Genomic DNA, 22,104 nt, shown 5'->3' with positions numbered 1-22,104 from the left:
GGTCCATTCTTGAACACGGCTGGCATCAATTCGAAACCTTTCTCGCCTACAAGTTGGAGGCGGCCGGCGGTCGCCTCGTTAAAGTCGATCCGCGCAACACGTCGCGGACCTGTAACGAATGCGGTTCTATCGACGCACGCCATCGCGAAAGCCAAGCACGATTCGCCTGCGACGATTGCGGACACGAGGCGCATGCCGACGTGAACGCAGCCCGCAACATTCTCAGGGCCGGAACGCGGCCCGCGGTGGAGGTCTCGTTCCGCCGCAAATCTCGTAGAGCCGCTTAAGGCTCCTCGGAAAACTCCCCTCCCTTCAGGGAGGGAAGAAGTTAATCAAGCAAGGGGCGCTCCTTCTATATCGACTGCTCAGCATGCCGCCGTATCGGCCTGGTTTGTAGCCATGTCTACTCCGAACGCGAAAGGTTTGACCGCGCGCTGCGGATGCTCTCATGACGATCGGCGATGAGGACGCAATCAACACAATGAAGCGCTTGGCAAATCCGAAGGATGGCGATCCGGCTGCCCATGCCCTGACGTGCCGTTCGCCACCTTGAATCTGATCGCCGCATCTTCCGCGGCATGGACGCGTTTCGGGACGGGCATTCGACGACCTATTCTCCCCCTTCGTAGAAGAGCTCAAGCGGCAGTCCGACCAGAGATTTTCCGATCCAGTCCCGAGCGATGATGTTCGATGGGCCCATTGCAATGGCCGCGCGCGCATCGCGGAAGGAACGTTCGATCGGCCCTCGGTGATAGCCGTAACCTCCGGTCACTGTTAGTGCAGCGGCTGCAACCTTGTTCGCGACCTCGGCGGCATGCACCTTGAATTCGGTGAGTGGGACCAGGACTTGGCTTTGCGGCTTGCCGGCGCGACGGAGTTCGTCCAGCCTTGTTGCCAATTCCAGCCGCCACGGCCGCAACGATTCGACGAGCACCTTGGCCGCGCCGAGCTCCTGCCGGATCGCCTGATAATCTGCAAGTCTCTTGTTCCGATCCTTGTGCACGAAACTTTCAGTGTGCTTGACAGCGGCATTGAGCGCGCCGCGGGCCAGGCCTTCCCACACGGCGCCGAGCCCGATCAGATAGACGGGCGAGACACCATTGTAGATGATTTCCTTTCCCTGCCCTTCTGCGCCGAGCCGGTCCCGCTGCGGTACCCGCACGTTATTGTAGCGGATGGGCCCTGAGTGATTGGCGCGCACCCCGAGGGCGTTCCAAGGCTTCGATTCGATCCCGGGAGACTTTCCGTGCACAATGAAGAAAACAATGTCGGCTTGGTCCTTGGCGCCGGGCGTGCGTGTTTGGACCACATAGAAATCGGCCTGACCTGAGCTCGTTGTGAATGATTTCTTGACATCAAGCAGATAGTCGTCGCCGTCGCGTGACGCTTCGGACAGATTGCACCACCAATGTCCACCGGTCGCGCGTTCGCTGGTCGAATATGTGCCAAGAAGGGTGCCGTTCTTCGCCCTGAGCCAACGCTCCTTCTGGTCATCGTTCCCATACAGGTTGATGGTCTGAGCCGCGCCGACGTGCATGACGTAGACAAGGCCGGTCGATGCATCGATCTGGCCAATGCGATAAGCAGCTTCGGCGAAATCGGCATGGCCGAGGCCAAGACCGCCAAAGCGGGTTTCGCTCAAGACACCGGTCCAGCCCGCCTCCGCCAACGCTTTGAAATTTTCTTTGGGAAAGCGGCCTTCGAGATCATTGCGGTCGGCGTTGCCCCTTACGGTCGCATCGATGGCGGCATCCAGCCGAGAATAAAGGTCGAAGTTGTGTGCCAGCCCGGCTGTAGCCATGGTCAGCTTATCCTTTTCCCGCGAGTTCAGACAACGGCGTGCGTCAGCACTTTCTTTCTGAAGTCAGTTTGCGCTGAGCCTCCGAGGTAGAGCGCCTTGAAGTCGTCGCGGTTGCGCAAGGCGCTGGTGCGCCGGACAGGACTCTACAGGACTCTATGGCCGTTGCTGAGGACGACTGCACGGGCCGACAAGCGTAGCGCGACCTTCGAATTCTGTTCAGCTACCAGGATTGAGAGACCTCGCTCTTTATTGAGCTGCTTGAACGCTCCGAAAGCTCTCAACGACAGGCGGGCAAGCCCCATCGACCATCCACTAGAGCCGATCGATTTAGAAAGTCAATGCGATCCTTACTGCCGGACATGGTAGGGGAGACTGCCTGCACCTTGGGATACTCTGTTCGAGCGACGACCCGCTCGCAACCAAAACGCTGCAGCAGCTCGAACCATGAATAGCGACCTGTGGATCCGCAAGCTTTCGAGAGAGAAAATTCTGCGGAGAGGATCATGAAAACACGATTGGCAGACTATAGAGCCGATAATGCGTGTCATATGCCGCTGAGCAATCTGGATGTAAGCGAAGCCAAGCGCTTTCAGGACGACAGCATATGGGGCTGCTTCGAGCGATTGCGAATGGAAGATCCCGTTCACTACTGCCAAGACAGCCCTTATGGTCCATATTGGTCCATAACGAAATACCGAGATATCGTCGCGATAGATACAGATCATAGGACATTTTCGTCAGAGCGAGGCGTCACAATTGTCGATGTGCCGGATAAGCACTGGACTCAAAGTTTCATCAAGATGGGGCCTCCCGAACATGGCGAGCAGCGCGCTACTGTCAGCCCGATAGTCGCGCCGGAAAATCTGACGAAGCTCGAAGGCTTGATCCGCCGTCGGGCTAGAACGATTCTGGACGGCTTGCCGCTGAATGATACCTTCAATTGGGTGGATATGGTCTCCATTGAGTTGACGACGCAGATGCTCGCGACGTTGTTCGACTTTCCATTTGAGGACCGGCGGCTCTTAACCTATTGGTCGGACGTAGCTGTTGCTAATCCGAAAGAAGGTCATGCGATCGACAGCTGGGACAAGCGAAGCACGATCTTGTCCGAGTGCTTGGATTATTTCACGCGGCTTTGGAACGAGCGCGTGAATGCCGAGGCCCGCTTGGACCTGATTTCCATGATGGCACACTCGCCTGCAACTCGACACATGAAGCCGAGCGAGTTTCTCGGGAATCTGATTCTGCTGATCGTGGGCGGAAATGATACCACGCGAAATTCGATTACCGGGGGCCTCCTGTTCATGAACCAGCACCCCTCCGAGCTGCGAAAACTACGCGATAACCCCAAGCTGGTGTCGAGCGCGGTGTCGGAGATTATTCGGTATCAGACGCCCATCGCACATATGCGGCGCAACGCCGCGGCCGATATCGTCGTGGGTGGGAAACAAATCAGGAAGGGCGACAAGGTCGTCATGTGGTATATCTCTGGTAACCGCGACGAAGAGGTCATCGAGGACGCCGACAGCTTCGTCATCGACCGCAAGAACGTGCGGCAGCATCTCTCCTTCGGATTCGGTATCCATCGTTGCGTTGGGCGACATCTTGCGGAGCTGCAGTTGAAAATCCTCTGGGAAGAGATCTTGAATGCGCGGCTGGAGATCAGGGTTGTCGGCGAACCCGAGCGAATTGCGTCGAACTTCGTGCACGGTTATTCCGCTCTCCCTGTGCAGATTAGAGCTTAGGCTGTGATGGTCCGCCTTGAGAGTCGCCCAGCAGCACGGTTCCGTCCCCTCTTTGACGGCTCTCGTTGCTGCACAGTACCGAAAGCGGTTGATCGGCATGAAGGAATGAATGCATCTCGGGAACTGGGCAGCCATCAGGACAGACGTTGAAATGATCTGCGAGCAGCGATGAACGGTGGTGTCGAGCGCTTGAACTGGCTTGACCCGACGCGCATCCCGATCCAGCGGCCTCCGGCTATGTTGTGAGCACTGCGCTGAACCAGTCCCCAACCAGCGCATTTCGCTCGTCGGCGTGGTTGTAGATCGTGTGCTCGCCGTCAGGCCAGGACTTGAGGCGCGATCGTGGGTTGCCTTCGAGAAACGCACTCTGAGATCCGGGCTTGACCAGGGCATCGGCGCCGCCCTCCAGCACCAGTGTCGCGCAGGCGATAGGGGCGCGGCGGCCTTCGAAGACAAGTGCGGAAACGCGTTCGGTCAGCAAATCGGGATCGCGGCAGCCGAACATCGCCGCGAGTTGCTCTTGCGCCGTGCGGAATGGCGGCACCTCCGTGCGCGGTGGCGCCCCATTGATACAGCAGGCGTGAACACGGCTGTCGCGGATGGCGGTTAACGCCGCGAGGAGCCCGCCATAGCTGTTGCCCCATAGCCCGATCTTCTCACCAGGCGAGCGCATTAAGGCAAGATCGACGAAGCGGCTCAAGCCGCCTGCGACGTCGTCATCGGCGTGAATGCCTCCCTCGAGCCTGCTTTCGCCCTGCCCTGGACCATCTACCAGGAAACAGTCGATTCCTCGCAGACAGAGCGCTTCCGCCATCGAACGATAGGCCGTCGACCAGCCGCTCATGCCTCCTAACACGATCACGCTCGCACGGGTCCGCTCCCCCACCGGTAGAAAATGCCATCCGAACAATGTCCCCTGCCGGTATGGCACCTCCACCTTCGTCGCCGGATATTTCGACAGTGCAGCAAAACGCGCAAAGCACCGGGTCATACGGCGGTACAGCTCCCGCTTTCGGTCGCTATCCGCATTGAAGGCCATTTGAGCAAAGATCAGGCTCACGGCAGCGGCGTGCCAGCTTTCGCAGGCCGTCACAGCATCATGGGCAGCGTCAGCACGCAGTTCGTCCTCATGTGCGATTGCCTCGAGCACGAGGTCCCACCGGCTCCCCTCTCGCACCCGCTGATGTGCGAGAAGTGCCTTCTCGCGCGTCATGCCATAGTCGATCATGCGCGTGATCGACATCGCGCGGCACAGGGCCTCAATTTCTTTAGTCTGCTCTTCAGATAATGCCATGTTCAAGCTGCCAGCGCCGTCGCGCGCCACGATATTTTCTGCCGGAGATCGTCCACGAGACCGGCAACGTCCTTCAGCTCGGCGGCAAATCCAAACAGATTGGTGTCTGGACGTACCAGCATCGCCACAGCCTTCTTTTCGGCGAGATAGGACGAATAGATTCCATCGACATCGAGCATGCGTTCCACGCCGGCGCCGGCATCGTCGGAGAGCGTCAATGCGCGACAGCCGAGATCCTGAAGAAAGCCCATCCGCGATGGGCCAAGACTAGCCGCTGGATTGCGTTCAGCAATCAGTGCGAAACTGTAGCCGATGTGGTCGTCGAGCCTTGCAACGCGATCGCCGATCCTGACTCGTCCCTGCGGCGGCACTGGGTCCACAACCTTTCCCCAGGCGGCGCGACGGTCGTCCTGGATGATGCCAGCAGAGAGGGAAGGATAGGGCTGTGGCGGTGGCACTAGGTTGAATCGGAAAGCCAGGTCACGGAAAAACGCAACCGTGCGGCTATGTGTATTGGCAATCTTCCCCAACATCACCGCCGTGCGCATGATGTGGGCGACATGCGGGCGGCGCTCGGGCTCGTAACTCTCAAGGACTTCCGGTGACGCAACGTTCCGGAGCACGAGATCGAGTTTCCAGGCGAAATTGGCGGCGTCTCTGATACCGGAGCAAGCGCCCTGCCCGAGATAGGGCGGCATGGTATGCGCGGCGTCACCTCCCAGGAACACCTGCCCGCAGCGCCAGCTCCGCGCCATCCGGCATTCGAAGGTGTAGACGATCTGCCTGATGATCCGAAGGTCGTCCGGGCCGACATTGTGATATTGCTTCAAGATTCTCCACGCGCTCTCCGCCCGCTCCATCTCGTCGGTGTCCTCGTCCGGCCGCAGAGCAAATTCGAATCGCTGCCGATTTGTGCCGATCGGCAGGAACATGTGGCCTCGTGCCGGGTCGCAATATTGCTTGGTCTCCTCGAAGCTTGCGGGAAGCGGCCGTTTGCGCTCCCCGTCGATGTTGAGCCAGCGTTCGTTGAAGCCGGAGTCGTCGCGCTCAATCCCGAGCGCAGACCTGACGAAGCTTCTGGCACCATCGGCCGCGAAGACGTAGCGCGAATGCATTGTCTCGCCAACGTCGCCTGCCCTTAGCGAGAGTTCGACCTTTTCGCCTGATATCTTCAAGCCGGTGAGCTCCGTCCCCTGGCGCACCGTGACGTTCGGCAAGGTGCGCACCTTGCGGTCGATCGCCTCCTCGATATCCGGCTGATGAATCGAAATATGGGCCGAAAATCCCATCGGCAGGCTGGGGGTATCGGCGACATCCACCAGCCGCTTTCCTTTCGTATTATAGAAAATGTAGGACTTAATCGGCGATGAATCCCGCAGCGCCTCCTCGATGTCGCATGCGAAGCTGAGCAGCCTTGCGGTCTCTCCGTCGATGTGCGTCAGCCGCGGAAGGCCATAAAGAGACGGCCATCGCTCGACGACCAGGACGCGGTGGCCGAGCTGCCCCAAGAGCGATGCCGCCGTCAGGCCCGTCGGGCCATAGCCGATGACCGCCACATCGAAGTCTGTCTGAGCCATGAATGTCCTCCCGGATTTTTTTTTGCAGCTTGTGATACTGGGAGGCATAGGTACAATCTATTGTTTTTATGAACCATATTGATGACGTGGATGCCGCATCATGCGCTTCAAAGGTCTCGACTTGAACCTCCTCGTCGCGCTCGACGCGCTGATGACCAAGCGCAGCCTAACTGCGGCGGCGCGCAGTATCCGTTTGAGCCAACCCGCGATGAGCGCGGCGGTCGCCAGATTGCGTGCCTATTTCCGCGACGATCTCTTCACGATGCGTGGCCGCGAACTCGTTCCCACGCCGCTTGCCGAGGCGCTGGCCGAACCGGCCCGCAAAGCGCTGCTGCACATCCAGCTCTCGATTGCCGGGCGTGACACGTTCGACCCGGCCAAATCGGATCGGCGCTTCCGGGTCGTACTGTCTGACTTCATGGCGTTGGTGTTCTTCCGGACCGTGATTGCGCGTGTCGCACGCGAGGCCCCCGGCATCACGTTCGAGCTGGTTCCGTTTGACGATGAACCGGACGAGCCGCTGCGGCGCGGCGAGGTGGATTTCCTGATCTTTCCGGAAATGTACATGTCAAACGCGCACCCCAAAGCAAAGCTGTTTGACGAGACGCTGGTGTGCGTGGGCTGTCACACGAACAAGCAGCTTTCGCGCAAGCTCACTTTCGAACGGTACATGTCGATGGGCCACGTTGCGGCACAGTTCGGACCAACGGGAAGGCCTTCGATCGAGGCATGGCTCCTGCTCGAGCATGGCCACAAGCGGCGTATCGAGGTGACGGTGCCGAGCTTTAGCATGATCCCACCGCTGCTGCTGGGCACTGAGAGGATCGCGACCATGCATTCACGGCTGGCTCGGCTTTCCGCAACGACGATGCGGCTGCGGATCGTTGATCTTCCACTGCCGCTACCGGCCTTTACGGAGGCCGTGCAATGGCCGGCTCTTCACAACAATGATCAGGCAAGCATCTGGATGCGGGAAATCATGTTACAGGAGGCATCCCGCATCGCGTGAGATCACAAGCCGTCACATGCATAGCTAAAATTTGCTTAGAGCCAAGCGTTTCAGCTGCCCTCGCCATGGCGCCCGTCAAGCCAAAAGTAACTATCGCGCCAGCGACACATAGCGTCGCACTAGCGTCGGGTGAGGGCATGTAGTTGCTGGAATCATCTCCCTCGTCGGTAATCGTACCATGCTGATAAAGATTGTCGTGCCAGTCATAAGGTCGACGACTTTTGGTATACCGTCAGCACAAATTGCATGTAGACCATAACGCAATCGGACGCGGATTTCCGCGCGCCACCCCGATAAAACCCGCTTCAGCTCCGTTCCCAGCTGATTGAGAGATTCCCTTCGTAATTTGAAGTCGTCGCTTACGCAGGTGTAAAAGTTGGCCGAGTTCATAACCGTAACGGTCGGCGCTGCCCCAGCGCGGGTTCGAACACAGCGGCAAAGTGGTGCTTCTCGCCGTCCGCCAACCGGTCGACAGCGCGCCAACCACCATCCGGCGACCCGCCCATATCCTATGCTTCTTTCAAAGACTCGGCGCGCCACGAAGTTCACCCGCAAAAGCTGCTTCGAAATCGTCATCGCGCGGATTGAGTGCCGTCTTGGCGATCCAGAGTTCAACGTATGCCTCGACGCTCTCGGCGACCAAGATCGGCTATTTAGCCGTCAGAATTGATTTGTGGGCCGAGCCATGTTGGCGCCGAGGTAACGTCACGAGTCTCGCGCGGCCCATGCCGGCGTTGTGTCGACATACTTTGGTATAGGTTTCGCAACCCGTTCTATATAGCCCACTTACCTTTGTAGAGTTGAGCCACCCGTTGCGTTGCTTGTATTTTCGATTCGAAGCGGGATCATGCGAATGCAATCGGTTGGTGCGGCGCGAAGTTAAAGCTGACTTGATACGTTTGCTGGAAGTTGTTGCAAGCCATGAGGCGTGAGGACGAACTTGAGTAAAAATAGTGGCTCACTTCCGGGTTTGGAGCTCCATCAAGACGTTGTTTCGTTCCAGCAGAAGCCAAATCCAGTGATCTTGGACATAGGCTGCTACGAGGGGGCTGGTTCGTTGCGTTTTCTTGGGGTTTGCCCAGAGGCTCAGCCCTGCAGCTCCGAGTCGGTCCGCCCGGCGATTGATCCGGTAGAGGGCATGTGTTGCTTAGGAACCTGAGCCTTTAGAGAGCAACCGACCCCGCTTCCCCCATACTCGAGGTCTCGGTCACAGTCGCCTCATCGATGACCGTGGCCGTAGCCCGACTTGCCGACGAATTTGCATCAGTCCTTGAATGTGAGCCCGCGATGGCATTTACCGACCTTTTCATCAAACGTCCGGTGTTGTCTATCGTCGTCAGTCTCCTGATCCTTCTGATCGGCCTTCGCGCGGCCACCGTTCTGCCGATCCGGCAGTATCCCAAGCTATCGAACACAGTCATCAATATCACCACCTCTTATCCTGGTGCCTCGGCGGACATGATCCAGGGGTTCATCACCACCCCCCTGGAGCAGGCGGTCGCATCCGCGGAGGGCGTCGACTACACTACGTCCTCCTCAGTGCTGGGTGCCTCGACGATCCAAGTCTACATCAAGCTCAATTTCGATCCCAACGAGGCGCTCACCGAAGTGCTCTCTAAGGTCAACTCGGTCAAATATTTGATCCCAAAGGAGTCGAACGATCCGGTCGTCACTAAGTCTACCGGTCAGACCACAGCTGTCATGTATATCGGCTTCTCTAGCGAGGAACTGACGGCCAGCGCGATCTCCGACTATCTCTCGCGCGTGGTGCAACCAGTTATGTCAACCGTAGACGGCGTCGCAGCGGCGGACATCCTGGGCGGCCAGAGCTTTGCAATGCGGCTATGGCTCGATCCTGCGAAAATGGCGGGGCGCAACGTGTCGCCGGCTGATGTTTCGGCTGCAATCGCAGCCAACAACTTCCAGGCTGCGGCCGGCCAGACCAAGGGCTACTTTGTTCTCTCCGACGTCACGACTAACACTGATCTGCGGAGTGTCGACGAATTCAAGCGCATGATTGTCAAAGCCAATGATGGCGGCTTTGTGCGCATGGAGGACATTGGGACAGTCGAGCTTGCGGCGCAGAGCACAGACGCCAGCGTCGCCATGAACGGCGAGCACGCAATCTTCATCGGCGTGCAGGCAAGCCCGCAAGGCAATCCGCTGAACATAGTGCGAGGCGTTCGGGCGTTGTTTCCAGAAATGGAGCGCAACCTGCCGCCATCGCTGAAGATGAAAGTGGCCTACGACTCTACCAAGTTTATTCAATCGTCGATTGATGAGGTCGAGAAGACACTCATTGAGGCAGTCGTGATCGTGGTGGCGGTGATCTTCCTTTTCCTGGCCTCGCTGCGGTCGGTCATCATTCCCGTCGTCACCATTCCACTGTCGCTCGTTGGCGTCTGCAGCATGATGCTGGCGCTGGGGTTTTCATTCAATCTCCTGACCCTCCTGGCGATGGTGCTTTCGATCGGTCTCGTGGTGGACGACGCGATCGTCGTGGTGGAGAACATTCATCGCCATCTGGAAGAAGGCGCGGCGCCCGAGCAGGCCGCTACGAAGGGCGCGCGCGAGATCGTCGGCCCCGTCGTCTCCATGACGATTACGCTGGCCGCCGTGTATGCGCCGATCGGCTTTCTCGGCGGCTTAACCGGTGCGCTGTTCCGCGAATTCGCGTTTACGCTGGCGGGTTCGGTGATCGTGTCGGGCGTGATCGCGTTGACGCTGTCGCCGATGATGTGCTCGGTCTTTGTGAAGAGCGCTGAGGAGGGGCGGTTTGCAAGATATGTAAACCGCGTGTTCGGCACCATGACACGCTGGTACGGCCGCTTGCTCGACCGCTCGCTCTACTATCGCCCGATTACCGGGCTGTTTGCGCTGACCATGCTGGGCCTCGTCGGCTTTCTCTATATGAATACTTCCAAGGAACTCGCACCCGAGGAGGATCAGGGCGTCGTATTCGCTCTGACCAAGGCGCCGAAATACGCAAATATCGACTACCTCGACTATTACGGCGCCAAACTCGATAAGGCGTTCCAGAAGCTTCCCGAGACCGACTTGCGCTTCGTGATCAACGGCATCAGCGGTCCGCAGAGCGGCATGGCCGGCATGTTGCTCAAGCCTTGGGACGAGCGCAAGCGGTCTTCGATCGCGCTAAAATCGTTAGCCCAGGCCGAACTGTCCAAAATCGAAGGCATCAACGCATTTGCCTTTAGCCTGCCGCCGCTTCCGGGGGGTTCGGGCGGCTTACCAGTGCAGATGGTAATCAACTCGACACTAGGTTTCCAGTCCGTCTATGAGCAGATGTCGAAGCTAAAGGACGCCGCGCGCAAGAGCGGCCTGTTCATGGTTAGCGACTCTGACCTTGAGTTCAACCAGCCGGTGGTGCGAATCAAGGTCGATCGGTCCAAGGCCAACGATCTTGGCGTCACAATGCAGAACATCGGTAGCGCGCTCGCGACCCTGCTTGGCGGAAACTACGTCAATCGTTTCAACCTGCAGGGCCGCTCCTACCAAGTGATCCCGCAGGTGCCGCGCGAGAAGCGCCTGACGGCGGAATCACTCGGGAGCTATTATGTGAAGACTGCGACGGGCTCGATGCTGCCGCTGTCAACCTTGGTTTCCATCGAGACTGCGACCGATCCGAACGCGCTCACCCACTACAATCAGCTCAACTCCGCGACCTTCCAGGCCGTACCGATGCCCGGCGTCACGATCGGTCAGGCTGTGGATTTCCTGGACGGGGAGGCAAAGAAACTGCCCGCAGGCTTCAGCCACGACTTCCTCGCCGACGCCCGCCAATATGTGCAGGAGGGTAACAAACTCGCCTTCACCTTTGCGTTTGCAATCATCATTATTTTCTTGGTGCTTGCGGCACAGTTCGAAAGTCTTCGGGATCCGCTCATCATCATGATCAGCGTGCCTATGGCAGTCGTCGGCGCCTTGATCCCGCTGTTTTTTGGCATGGCGACGATGAACATCTACACCCAGGTCGGACTGTTGACACTGGTCGGACTGATTTCCAAGCATGGTATTCTGATGGTCGAGTTCGCCAATGAGCTGCAGCTCAAGGAGAGACTCGATCGCCGCTCGGCTATCGAGATGGCGGCACGCGTCCGCCTTCGTCCAATTTTGATGACCACCGCGGCAATGGTTACGGGCCTCTTACCGTTGTTGACCGCAACGGGTGCTGGCGCCGCGAGCCGTTTCTCGATCGGGCTCGTGATCGTCGCGGGCATGTCCATCGGCACGCTGTTCACGCTCTTCGTGCTGCCGGCGGTCTATGTCGCAATCGCGTCCGATCACCGCGCGTCCGCAAGTGCCGACCACGCCAAAAATGCCGCCGAACTCGAACTTATCGGGGCAGCTGATGCCCCCCTTGCCAAGCGATGAAGCTGACGATCAACCCGTTCGCTCGATTGGTGCTCTAGAGCTAGTCCCGATGAGGGTGGTATCGGAAGCTTGTCGCCAGATGATAGCTCGCATCGTCATCGACAACGGTCAGTCGAAGATCGACGAGATGTTTCGCGGAACCAAGACGGCAGGAGTCTATCCTCTGTTTCGCTTTTTCCCCGACGGTCGCTATGCACCCTGTCACCGGCAACCCTGTAGTCATGCATTTGAAGGTTGGTACCGTCGTTCAAGTCACGACGGAGAACCCGATTTCCAATGCGCTTGGAACCGAGCTGACGGTTCTCAATCACATGATGCAGACGGTTCTCGGCTAGTTTGCGCCGACGGCAGTGTGGCGACTCCGGGCAAGATCGGGTCAAGCTCCTCCTGCTCGAGCGTCTTGGCGCCATCTTCGGCCAGGTACGCTGCCACCGCTGCGATACCAGAGTCCGGTGGGCATCGAGCGGGTGCGGACTTTTTGGACGGCACTTGTCCCGAGCGCTCGGCGATTTCGACGCTCATCAGGTGCGGACGGATCGGACGTCCGATGGCGCGCTCGATCGTGTGGAAGATCCAGGTGCCGTCCGGATCGATGTCCGACCAATGAAAGATCGGGGTCTGTTCGGACACCATTCCTGCGATCGTCCGCAGGGCCTGTTGGGTGGCGAGCGAGGGATATCCGCCGACGTATATCGTCATTCCCAGTCGACTGGGGTCGGCCTCGGCGATGTGCCTGTTGAAGCTTGCGAAGTTTTCGATCGTCAAAACGTAGGCTGGCGGCGCCCGGAAGCGGACGCGATCTGCCTCCTTGGGTGCGATCCCGAGATAGAGCGGCGCGATTGTGGACAGATCGGCCCCTTGGATGTCGATCTTGCCCGCGATCAGCAGCGGCGGTGCGAAGCGCTCCAGTCCGATTGCCCGCAGTGCCTCGCGGGGCCGCGCGCCCGGCGGAAATTCCATGATGCCGCTCAGGAGCCGGACCACGGCACCCTCGATGCGTTCAAGCGTCTTGCTGTGACCCACTGTTCGTCGCGAGAAGGTCTTGTAGTCGACATCGAGATGCTTGTTGTCTAGGATCGCTTGAGCGAGAACGAACGCGTGGCGTAGCGTGTCGACGTCGGACGAAGCGAAGCCGTGCCACGTCTTCCCCCTCCCCCATACCTCGACGATTTGAGAGGAGCTGTTCTTCAGCTTGTCGTGCAGCGCCGATCCGGCGACAAGCCGCGCGGCGGCGTCCTCCGCGATCCGCGACGCCGGGGTGCGACCGAGGTATCGGTATAGGATCTCCGCCGAGGCCAGCCGCACGTGTGCGACTTGGTCCCGCTTGGCGCCGCGGCCCCAGCCAAGGGAGACCGCGCCGGCACTTTCGACTTCCCTGATCTGTTTCAGGAAGGCGTCCGCCACGACCACCGATGGGAAGGCGGCATAGTCCGGGTGGGCGATTGGATTTGCGGCTCCGGCCTCGAAGCGGTCGACCAGGTCGTTCAGCAGCCCGTTCGCGTCGGTGAAGCGCCGCGCCATGGCTACTCGGCGGCCAGACGGGTGGCGAGTTCATCTTCAGACATCAGGTCCGGATCGATTGCCATCAGTTCGCGCTTGGCCTTCTCTTTCAGTTCCACCACGGTGGCCCTGGACTGTTCGCCGATCCGGTCCACCTCCACGATGGTATCCATGTGCTCGAGCACGGCGACCCGCTTCTCGAACGGCGCCGCTATCACGAACTGAAGGCCGAGGTTCTTGTAGAAGCTCATCATCTGCCGCTGGTTCTTGCCGTCCATCTTGGAGAAGGCCTCATCGAACATGGCGAGGGCGAAGCCGGCGGGCTTGCCGGCACGACGCTCGGCGCTGCCGTAGACGGCGGCCAGCGAAGCGCCGATGGCGACGTAGATGGGCACCTGCTGTTCGGCGCCGGATCCGGTGCCGCGCCGCTGCTCCCAGCGGGTCGAGCGGCCGGTTGCGACATCCTCCATGTGGATTTCGAAGGTGTAGAAGTTGCGGTAGTCCTCGAACTGGGTGAAGTCCTTGTCGGGGTCCTCGAGCAGCGCCTCGAGCGCAAGGATCGTATCCTTGTGCGGAAAGTCGTCGGGCACGTCGCCCCGAAACAGCATGTCGAGCGCCTCCGGAGACGTCTTGGCGATCTCGATGATCTTCAGGATGGGCTGGAATTCCACAACCTGCGTGCGATGGAACGAATATCGCTCGTTGTGGAAGGGATGTGCGTAAAGGCTACGGTTCAACGACTGCAGCTCCCGCTCCATCTTGCCGATCCGGGCCGTGAGCGCGTTGATGAACTCGCCGCGCAGAAGGGTGGACGCCTTTTCTGCCGCTTCCCGCGCCTGCCGTTCGTACTGGCGCAGCTCGTTGGATTCGATATCCGAGATGAGCTGCTCCATCCAAGGCTTCACCTCCCGTAGCGGCTCGCTTTCCGCGCCGACTTGCGAGCTCATCCCGAACTGGTCGAAGTAATCGTAAAGGAGCTCACGGACCCGTCGCTCGATCCGAGCGCGCTCGGCGTCCGAGGCATCCGCATCCTTTAGCGCCTTGTCGGCGATGGCGCGGTGTTTCTCCGCGAATCCCTTTTGGGCTACAGCATCGAGGCGCTCGCGGTAGACGACCCTGCCCTTCGCGGCGGAATAGAGCGGAAACGTCTTGCGGTAGATCGACCGAGCGACCCGGAGGTTCAGCTCGGAGCCGGGCACGTTCTCGCCCTCTCCGAGCCTCCTCTCCGCCGATCTGACCTCGCCGTCATGCTCGCCAAACACTTTCTGCTGGGTCTTTCTCTCGCCGAGCCTCTTGTCCTTCAGCTTCTGCTGCGCTCTCTTCTTGTCGCGAAGCCCGCCGTCGCCCGCGCCGTCGAGCGCATCGAGCCTGGCCTGCGCTTCGGCGATCTCGGTCTGCGCGGCCGCGAAGGCCGCGGCGCAAGCCTTCAGATCGTCTCGTCCATCGCAGATGTTCTTCAGAGCGGAAAAAGCTTGCTCGGCGGCGTGGGCCTCCTTGCCCTTGTCGGTCAGGATCCGATCCAGCTCCTCGGCCTGATCCTGCAGGGAGCGCAGGGCGTTCGCCTGGGCTGCCTTTCCGATCTTGTGCTGCGAGGCTTCGATCCAGCGATGGGTCCTGACGAGTCCGTCGTCGTAGAGGCCGTCCTTCATGATGGCCCGGCCGGGCCTGTTGAACTGGTCGAGCGTGTCGGCGAGACGGACCGTGCCGTAGCGGCGCATGATGAACGCCATCGCGTCCGGATCCTGGCTCCGGAAAATGGACGGGAAAGTGCCGCGTTCCGGCTTGGCCCTGAACTGCTCGAGCTTATTCAGGCTCACCAGGGATGCGTGGCGGAACTCGCGGCGACCTTCCTTGAAAATCGCCGTGGCAGCGCCGATGTCTGCTCTGTCAACGAATACGGCCTCCCGGTCTCGGCCGAGGAGCGCCTCGGCGGCTCCCGCCCATTCGGGTTCGGCGACTTCGATCATGTCGCAAAGCACGCGCGGGGCCATTCCCTTCTGCCGGAGGCTACGGCAGAGCAGTTCGGTGTCATCGCCGAGATAGGCCCGCGCCCCTCCGGAGGCGTGCTGTCGGATGCGTTCGAGCACCTCGTCGCGCCGGCCTCTGAGCCCTGAAAGGTCCGCAATGATCGCCTGACGCGCTTCGTCGATCTTCGGCAGCCATTTCGCGCCGCTGACCGCGAAGGATTTCTCGGCCGCGGAGAGCTCGTCGGAGACGAGCGCGATGTCGGCGCCGGTGGCGACGGTCAGAAGCCGCTCCAGCGCAGGGACGAAGTCCTCGAAAGCGTCCGCACACATTGCCCGGAGCGGATGCAGGCGACGGATGTTGTCCAGGCGCGCCTTGAAGTCCGCCGAGGCGCGGTGCGCCGCCTGCGCGGCCACATCGGCCGTCTGCTGAAGCGACTTCCTTCCGGTCTTGGCATCGTGCTCGGCGATCGCGGCGGTGAGGCGTTCGACCTCGTTATCGATGGCCTTGACGTCCTCCTCGATAAATTCAAGTTCGGCCGCTGCGGCATCCCGGCGCGCCATCTCGGTACGCCGTTTGGTTTTGAAGTCCAAGTTCGTCGCTCGGGCGGCGAGCCAGGCCGCGCGTTTGGCGATCCACTCCTCCCTGAACTTGGTCTCGAGCGCCTCTTCCAGAGCTGCGAGGACGACCCGAAGCGCCCTCAGGGCTTCGAGCCTGAGGCGCATCCTCCTGATGGTCTCGCTGATGTTGCGGTAGGTCTGGATCGACTCGCGCAGCTCTTTGATGCCGATCGGACTATCCTCGAGGATGTAGTTCCGCACGAACTGCGTGGCCGTCTGGTTGTGATCGAGCGTCATCGCGTTGACGATCGATTTCTGCAGCGCGCTGGCGTTCTGCTCGCCGTAGGGCGAATGCGGCAGGAGATGGCGCATGTACTCGCGGACGTAGTCGCCGGCCCGGTCGCGGTGATTAACGAAGTTGCCTTCGCCGACCATCGCGACGATCCCGGCGCGCACGTCTTCCCACTGCGCCGGGAACTGCGACTGTCCTCGCTGTTCGATGAAATCCTTGGAGCTCAGAACGGCGCCGACGACGACGAACAGCGCCAGCACGGTCTCCCTGCTGTCGGACTTGCGCGCCTCGAGCGCCATACCGATCGTGACCGGCGGCCGAGCGCCTTCTGTGTCTTCGAAACCGAGCGCGATGTACGTTCGCGCCTCGTCGCGCCGGCGCTGGTCCTCGCCGAGCGTGCCGAGGCAGTAGTCGACGACGCTGCGCTTCGAGCCGCTGCGCGATTTTCCGCTGTCGCCGGCGACTGCGTTCAGGCGCAGGAACCGCCGGCTGCCGCCGGTGAGAACGACCTGCGCCATGTCGAGGATCGTCGATTTGCCGGACCGGTTCTCGCCAAGGACCCCGACGTGTCCAGTCACGTCGATATCGGCGATGTCGAATAGGTGCCAGTTCACCATTGTGAGGTGGCGTAGCTGCATCATGCCTCGTCTCCCGCGGGCTGCGGAAACCGGGCCTCCTCGCTGCGGACGTAGCGCTCGAGCCGTTGGAGGGCGTCGCCGCCGCTGATCAGCTTGATCATCGGGCGTATCCTGATCTCGCAGTCCTGCTGCTCGTCGTCGAAGTCGCCGATCTCGACCAGGCTGCGTTGGGCGGCCTCGCGCAGGATGTCGCGGAAGCGGGCGGCCGAGATCGCGCCTCCGCCGCCGTGTTGGGCCATCTCGCGGTAGCGGTCGAACAGGTCATTTAGGGTGGCGACCACGACGGCCCGGTCCTCGACCGCTCCGACGTTCACCTCCTGCTGCCAGTTTGCTGCCAGCACTAGCATGACGATGGTTTCGTCGAGCTTCATCCGGGGCAACGGCACGTCCTCGTCCATGGCGACGATGCCGGCCCACTGTGCCTCCGGATCGCGATGGACACGGTATCCGCAACTGTCGAAGAACCCGTCGACCACGTCGCGGAAGCGACCGTCCATGAGTATGTTGTAGACCGTCCCAGTCCGGGGATCTCCCGCGAACACGAACTGCCGCCGCAGCAGGAAGTGTAGCGCTTTGCGGAGGTCGGCCGCCTTCTCCGCGCCGGAGGAGCGCTCGATGTTTTCGAACTCACTGAGCATGGGCCGCCCTCGCGTTTCGGAGCGGGCCGGATCGCTTGACCACGAAGTTCGCGCACCGGAGCCATTCGCTGTCGTGTGGCGGCGTATCCGGACACGGCTCCAGATCGAACCCGGCCGCGATCTGCGCCGGGACCTCGCCCGTCAGTGCGTAGCGGCGGGCGCAATCGAAGGCGAGGAAGTCGTCCACGGAATCGATTTCCATGAAGCGGGCTTCCTTGGTCGCGAATGGCAGCACCTGGCCCTCGAGGAATCGTCTGACGTCCTCGGGGCGGGGTGCGATGCGAGCGATGTACTCGAGACGGAGCTTCTTCCGCAGCTCGTAGAGCGGGTCCGAGGGCGGCCCGGCGAGTTCCCTTGCCTCGACGGGGCGGCGCGGTTGCCTGGCCGGCGCCTGATGATGTTCCGACCAGGGCGACCGTAGCGGCTCGATGCTCCATTCGACGGTCGCCTTGTTGTGCCTGCCGTCCCGCAGCAGGGCGTCGAGTCGACGGACTAGGTCGCCGGCCCGGCCGACGAGTCCCTGCCCGCCCCGCTCGGCGTACTTGATCGTGTTGCGGACCCGGGCTTCGAGCTGCCTGCGGAAGGCCTCGATCCGTTCGAACATCTCACCGATCTGTTCGAAGATGCTTTCGATGGCGAGCAGGTCGTCCGCCGCAGCCATCCGCCCATCCTCGACGTCCGCTGCCATGCTGGATGCGGTGTACTCCTCGGCAAGGACCTGCATGGTGTCCGGGGTGTAGGAGATCCTCCGCGCAAGGTCGACGATTGCGTCACGGAAGCGGTACGGATGGTTGACGGTGAGGATGGACTCGAAGTCCTTCAGCAGGAGCTGATCGACGAACTCCTCGAAGAAGGCCTCCAACCGCGTAGCCACCGTCTTCGACTCCATGACGGTCCGTCGGATCCGCTTCAGGTCGGCCAGAATGGCCCGCAGGCTCTTGGTGAACTGGTCAGCCTGGTTGCGCGCCTCGCGGACGGCGAGTGCGGCTTCGCGCTGCTTGCGGTCGGTGATCTCGGGCCTCAGCTTTTCGACCGCTTCCAGGTTCAGGCGGATCTGCACGATCAAGCCGCCGAACCGCTGCGAGAGATCCTTGTTGAGGCTCGCCAACCGCTGGATGATCAGGAGAGGTCCCATCGCCATATCCACGGTGACCCGCAGTCCATATTCCTCCTCCTCGAGCCATCCCCAACCGAGCAGCCGCGCGTAAAGCTGCCGTGCCAGACCGAGCGCTTTGTCGCCCTTCTCGGAGGCGAGCGCGACATCCGCCTTGCGGATGCGGCGTCGACCGGCCGAGATCATTTCCGGCAGGCTGCCGAAATCATCGCCCTCGCTCCACAGTGCGGGATTGGCCCTCATGACGTCGTAGATGGCGTGGACAACCTGCTGCGGCGTCGGGAATGCCGGCGCGCCCGAAAAGAAGCGTTCGTGGAGGTCGAGCAGACACGCCGCGTACAGGTGCTTGTGATCGCGCGAAAAGGCCAGAAACGCGTCGTCATGCAAATGGCGGAACAAGGACAATGGACACTGCTCCTCGGGCCGACTGCGCGTCGGCCCCTTAAACTCATGATGCGCCGGAGATATTGTTATTGAGAGCGATTTCGAAAGGGTACAACCGGAGGAATAGTTCTTAGTATGTTCTTATATAGCTTTCTAGGCCGGGCACTGTCGAGCCCCCGAGAGTCGCACGGTGCCAACGCAGGTTGGAGACGGTTCCAGTTCCAGCGGAACAATTTCATCGCAAGCCATTGAATTTATTATTGTTACCATTCTGCCAAAGTGGAGACAAAGGATCGCGCGAAACCCCATCTCCGCGAGGAAGCAGGAGAACCGCGGTAGGCTACATCGAACCCTTCCTTCTCCTTGAACTCCGCCCAAAGACGGTCGGTGCTGCGCGCCGGATCCGCCTCGATCATCGCAGCGATGCGTTCGGCATAGGCATCGATCCCAGCGGTCTTGGCGAGTGTTCGACCCATTTGGGCAACGGTCTTGTGGTGGATCCCGAGGCGCTTTCCCACGTAGTGCGCCGCGAGCCCGCTTCGACGGCCTGTCTCTTCAGATCTGCGGAAACGCGCGCGCCGGCGCGCGCGGGATGCTCGATCTCATCGGGCCGCGGCGACAGACTCGGTAGAGCTTGTAGACGTTGGTTCGGGCTTGGTCGAAATTGATGCCGCCGGCATGTCCAGTACTGTCGCAGAAAATGACAATATTCTTCGGCGTTGCACACCATCCCCCAAAAAGTGCGCCAACAACTCGATTGAATCACAGATTGTGTCAGTCGAAGTGTGACCTGCCTTACTCTTGGGGCCGTGGACTACTTGCCGTCGACAAGCTTGACGCCGATCCTGTCCGCGAGAACGACGAGGTCTGCGTACACGGCGTCGATGGTCAGCAGGTCTAGCGGAGCGCCCGCGGGCGCCAGATCCGCCGCGGCGACGCGATCGCCGAAGATCACGATCGCCAAAGCACGATCGTCTTGGCGCGACACCCAGCAAAGTCCCTCGGCATGGGGGCAAGCAGCGTGAATAGCTTCGGCCCAAGTCCGGGTGTTCGGATACTCGTTCTTTTCGGTATCGATAAGCTGACTGCGTGGAGTCCCGAGCCTTTTGAGTGACGTCACGCTGAGATCGACGAGTTTGAGACCTCGTTTCGGCGTCACTTGCGAATAAACGTGGCCGGCCAACTTTTGCTTGTCGAAGGTCTTTAGTCCAACAACAAAAGGCACGTCATGAAAGACGGTTTCCATGGCTGCGCAATCGAAGGCCGTGCCGCCATAAAGAGTAGGGATGTTCGCGCCGTTCGAAGCTTTGATTGGACTGAACCGGGCATTGCCATACGGGCCTGGATTGAATTGGCTGCTGCGATAGGCATTTGGGTGGATCCGATGAATGACCTGGCCTTTCGGCCAGGTCATCATGTTCACCAGATTGGCAAGGCCGGCGGGCGGAGTCGGTACAACCGACGGCGGGGATGGGAAAGGCGGGGCCGGCGGCGACTTGGCTGCCTTCGTCCGGGCAGCCGGGCGGCGCACACCGGGCTTCTTCTTAGCCATGGAGCACGCCGGCTACCTCGTCCTCGGCCGCTGCGACAACGCGATCGGGCTTGCTAATCAGCAAGTCCTGCGGCCGCTTGCCACCAAGGAAGCTGTTGACCGACGCAAACCAATAGGCGAGTCCCCAATCGTCCTTTTTTCCGCGGAAGACCTCCAGCACTCGTGCCAGGTCTTTCGCCGGTCGATAATCCGTCGATGGACCGAAAGCATAGCCTGGAAAATAGTCTACTCCGTGATGACGCACGGCGAAGATCTGCCCATCCTTTTTCCATTTATTCGGTTGAGCGCTGGGATTGCTCGCACTAAACCCCGCCATCTCCGCGACCTCTGCTGCCGTCATCCATTCGCCGGTCTCCAGCACGCCTTTGCGGGCTTCGGCTGTCATCCGGGCCTCAATCAGCTTGTGTTGGGGCATTGGAACGTCGGGCACGATAGCCTCGATGATCGACTGGTATTTCGCCTCGTGACGGCGCTCAATGATGCTAGGGATCAGCGCGGCCAGGCCGGCAACCGCATCTAGGAGCGCGTGAGCAAGCGCTTTGTTGCTATGCTGCAATGTCAAAGCAACAACTTGATCCACCGGCAGATGGGCAAGTTTCTTTCGGACTTCGTCGGGAGTCCCGGTAACGGTTCCGACACCCGAGCGCTCAAGGGCTTTTTCTGCGGTTGTCATGGGCTTCACCGATGATATTGGTTATCAATATAGTGTAATAACCAAAATCATCAAGTCTTTTCAAGTCTGTCTGCAGGACCTCCGAGGCCGGTTCCAACCTCGTTTTTGGGGTGATTGAGCTCACAAGCTCGGTAAGCCTTGAAGGAACTGGTTCAGATCGCTTTCGAGAACAAGGGGCCGATTGCCGCACTTTTTGGCAACAAGATGATGCCGCCGCAGAGGTCATAGGTGCTTCGGCCTCACAACTTGCCTGCGTGCGCGTGCCTTCGTGCTTCGGTGATTCCCATCCTTAACGATCCATTAACCACGACCTCCCACCATGCTGCCGGTAGTTATCTGCGATGGAGCTTGGACCACATGGCGCAGCGAACTTTCGAAGCGTCAGTTGGGCGGGGCGAGGGGCTCTTGGGGCCTTCTCAAGCCTCGGCACGAGGCACGGCCGCAACAGCTCTCGACCTGGTACATCAAGCAGCCGACCTCTTCCGCGGCATAGAAGAGCAGGCTCGTGAAACGGAAGCTCGCACCAAGGAAGAGTGTAGGAACGCCTTAGAGAAGCTGCGGCAGGCAGAAATGCGAGTTGAGGTGGCGGAGCGTGCGCAACGTGAACTAAGCATAAACGCCGAACAAAAGCTCCAGAATGCTTCTAAGGCCTTGGAGCAAGCCAAGTCGCGGATAGAGGCGCAGCAAGATAAGCTGACCGCTCTAGAACTTCGCGCCCAAGTGGCCGAAGCTGATGCGCGTGAAGCGCGACAAGCCCTAGCACTCGTTGAGGAAGCCATTCGCAGACGGCTGCTTAGCACAAACCCGGAAGGCGATCGCGGGCGGCCTGCTGCAGCATAATCGAGCACACGAGAGCTTGCGGCGGTTGCTAGACTAGTTTCTGTCGCGAAACGCCCGGGTTGAGTGGCGCAATCTAAGTTATGCCGATGGATTGGGCACAAAATGCCGGTAGCTGCAGGGATCGGCAAGC

The 22,104-nt window shown here is 60.3% G+C and carries 15 protein-coding genes; 5 read left to right on the top strand and 10 right to left on the bottom strand.

Features of this window, described 5'->3' with window-relative positions; genetic code table 11:
• Positions 1 to 287: transposase (locus tag QQL28_RS44245; RefSeq protein ID WP_284276055.1), on the top strand; the 287-nt coding region annotated here is incomplete at its 5' end.
• A 323-nt stretch (positions 288 to 610) separates the two neighbouring features.
• Here the strand turns inward: QQL28_RS44245 and QQL28_RS44240 are convergent.
• Positions 611 to 1,801 (bottom strand): acyl-CoA dehydrogenase family protein, encoded by a 1,191-nt coding sequence (locus tag QQL28_RS44240; RefSeq protein ID WP_284276052.1) that lies wholly within the window; start codon positions 1,799 to 1,801, stop codon positions 611 to 613.
• Between the two features lie 503 nt (positions 1,802 to 2,304).
• Between QQL28_RS44240 and QQL28_RS44235 the strand changes: the two genes are divergently transcribed.
• Positions 2,305 to 3,546: a cytochrome P450 gene (locus QQL28_RS44235; RefSeq protein ID WP_284276050.1), complete on the top strand. Its 1,242-nt coding sequence runs from the start codon at positions 2,305 to 2,307 to the stop codon at positions 3,544 to 3,546.
• A 235-nt stretch (positions 3,547 to 3,781) separates the two neighbouring features.
• On the opposite strand, the gene QQL28_RS44230 is transcribed toward QQL28_RS44235, so the two are convergent.
• Complete coding sequence (locus tag QQL28_RS44230; RefSeq protein ID WP_284276048.1) at positions 3,782 to 4,870, bottom strand: alpha/beta hydrolase family protein; 1,089 nt, start codon at positions 4,868 to 4,870, stop codon at positions 3,782 to 3,784.
• The gene (gene mhpA / locus QQL28_RS44225) at positions 4,843 to 6,417 is read right to left on the bottom strand and encodes a bifunctional 3-(3-hydroxy-phenyl)propionate/3-hydroxycinnamic acid hydroxylase MhpA (RefSeq protein ID WP_284276046.1); all 1,575 of its coding nucleotides are present in this window, start codon (positions 6,415 to 6,417) and stop codon (positions 4,843 to 4,845) included. The genes QQL28_RS44230 and mhpA overlap by 28 nt, the downstream gene beginning before the upstream one ends.
• Before the next feature lie 100 nt (positions 6,418 to 6,517).
• Here mhpA and QQL28_RS44220 point away from each other — a divergent pair, with 100 nt between their 5' ends.
• On the top strand, positions 6,518 to 7,426 hold the full coding sequence (locus QQL28_RS44220; RefSeq protein WP_284276044.1) for a LysR family transcriptional regulator: 909 nt from the start codon (positions 6,518 to 6,520) through the stop codon (positions 7,424 to 7,426).
• Between the two features lie 1,287 nt (positions 7,427 to 8,713).
• Positions 8,714 to 11,818, top strand: coding sequence for a multidrug efflux RND transporter permease subunit (locus tag QQL28_RS44215; protein ID WP_284276042.1), 3,105 nt, complete (start codon positions 8,714 to 8,716; stop codon positions 11,816 to 11,818).
• 303 nt (positions 11,819 to 12,121) lie between these two features.
• On the opposite strand, the gene QQL28_RS44210 is transcribed toward QQL28_RS44215, so the two are convergent.
• From QQL28_RS44210 to QQL28_RS44175, 7 genes are all read right to left on the bottom strand, one after another.
• Complete coding sequence (locus QQL28_RS44210; RefSeq protein ID WP_284276040.1) at positions 12,122 to 13,339, bottom strand: Wadjet anti-phage system protein JetD domain-containing protein; 1,218 nt, start codon at positions 13,337 to 13,339, stop codon at positions 12,122 to 12,124.
• Between the two features lie 2 nt (positions 13,340 to 13,341).
• Positions 13,342 to 16,776 (bottom strand): SbcC/MukB-like Walker B domain-containing protein, encoded by a 3,435-nt coding sequence (locus QQL28_RS44205; protein ID WP_284276038.1) that lies wholly within the window; start codon positions 16,774 to 16,776, stop codon positions 13,342 to 13,344.
• The gene (locus QQL28_RS44200; protein ID WP_284276036.1) at positions 16,773 to 17,411 is read right to left on the bottom strand and encodes a DUF4194 domain-containing protein; all 639 of its coding nucleotides are present in this window, start codon (positions 17,409 to 17,411) and stop codon (positions 16,773 to 16,775) included. The genes QQL28_RS44205 and QQL28_RS44200 overlap by 4 nt, the downstream gene beginning before the upstream one ends.
• Complete coding sequence (locus tag QQL28_RS44195; protein ID WP_284276034.1) at positions 17,401 to 18,930, bottom strand: Wadjet anti-phage system protein JetA family protein; 1,530 nt, start codon at positions 18,928 to 18,930, stop codon at positions 17,401 to 17,403. Before QQL28_RS44195 ends, QQL28_RS44200 begins: the two co-directional genes overlap by 11 nt.
• Positions 18,931 to 19,172: 242 nt before the next feature.
• A complete protein-coding gene (locus QQL28_RS44190; RefSeq protein WP_284276032.1) occupies positions 19,173 to 19,427 on the bottom strand; it encodes a hypothetical protein in 255 nt (84 codons plus the stop codon).
• A gap of 296 nt (positions 19,428 to 19,723) precedes the next feature.
• Positions 19,724 to 20,461 carry an RES family NAD+ phosphorylase gene (locus QQL28_RS44180; RefSeq protein ID WP_284276030.1) on the bottom strand — a complete coding sequence of 246 codons (738 nt, stop codon included), beginning with the start codon at positions 20,459 to 20,461 and terminating at the stop codon, positions 19,724 to 19,726.
• Entirely contained in the window at positions 20,454 to 21,134 is a 681-nt protein-coding gene (locus tag QQL28_RS44175) for a hypothetical protein (protein ID WP_284276028.1), read from the bottom strand. The genes QQL28_RS44180 and QQL28_RS44175 overlap by 8 nt, the downstream gene beginning before the upstream one ends.
• 357 nt (positions 21,135 to 21,491) lie before the next feature.
• Between QQL28_RS44175 and QQL28_RS44170 the strand changes: the two genes are divergently transcribed.
• Positions 21,492 to 21,974: a hypothetical protein gene (locus QQL28_RS44170; RefSeq protein ID WP_284276026.1), complete on the top strand. Its 483-nt coding sequence runs from the start codon at positions 21,492 to 21,494 to the stop codon at positions 21,972 to 21,974.
• Positions 21,975 to 22,104: the final 130 nt, after the last annotated feature.

This window comes from Bradyrhizobium iriomotense (assembly GCF_030160715.1).
GTDB lineage: Bacteria > Pseudomonadota > Alphaproteobacteria > Rhizobiales > Xanthobacteraceae > Bradyrhizobium > Bradyrhizobium iriomotense.
The sequence above is the reverse complement of the archived record's forward strand: the minus strand, read 5'-3'. Positions and strand labels throughout refer to the sequence as shown.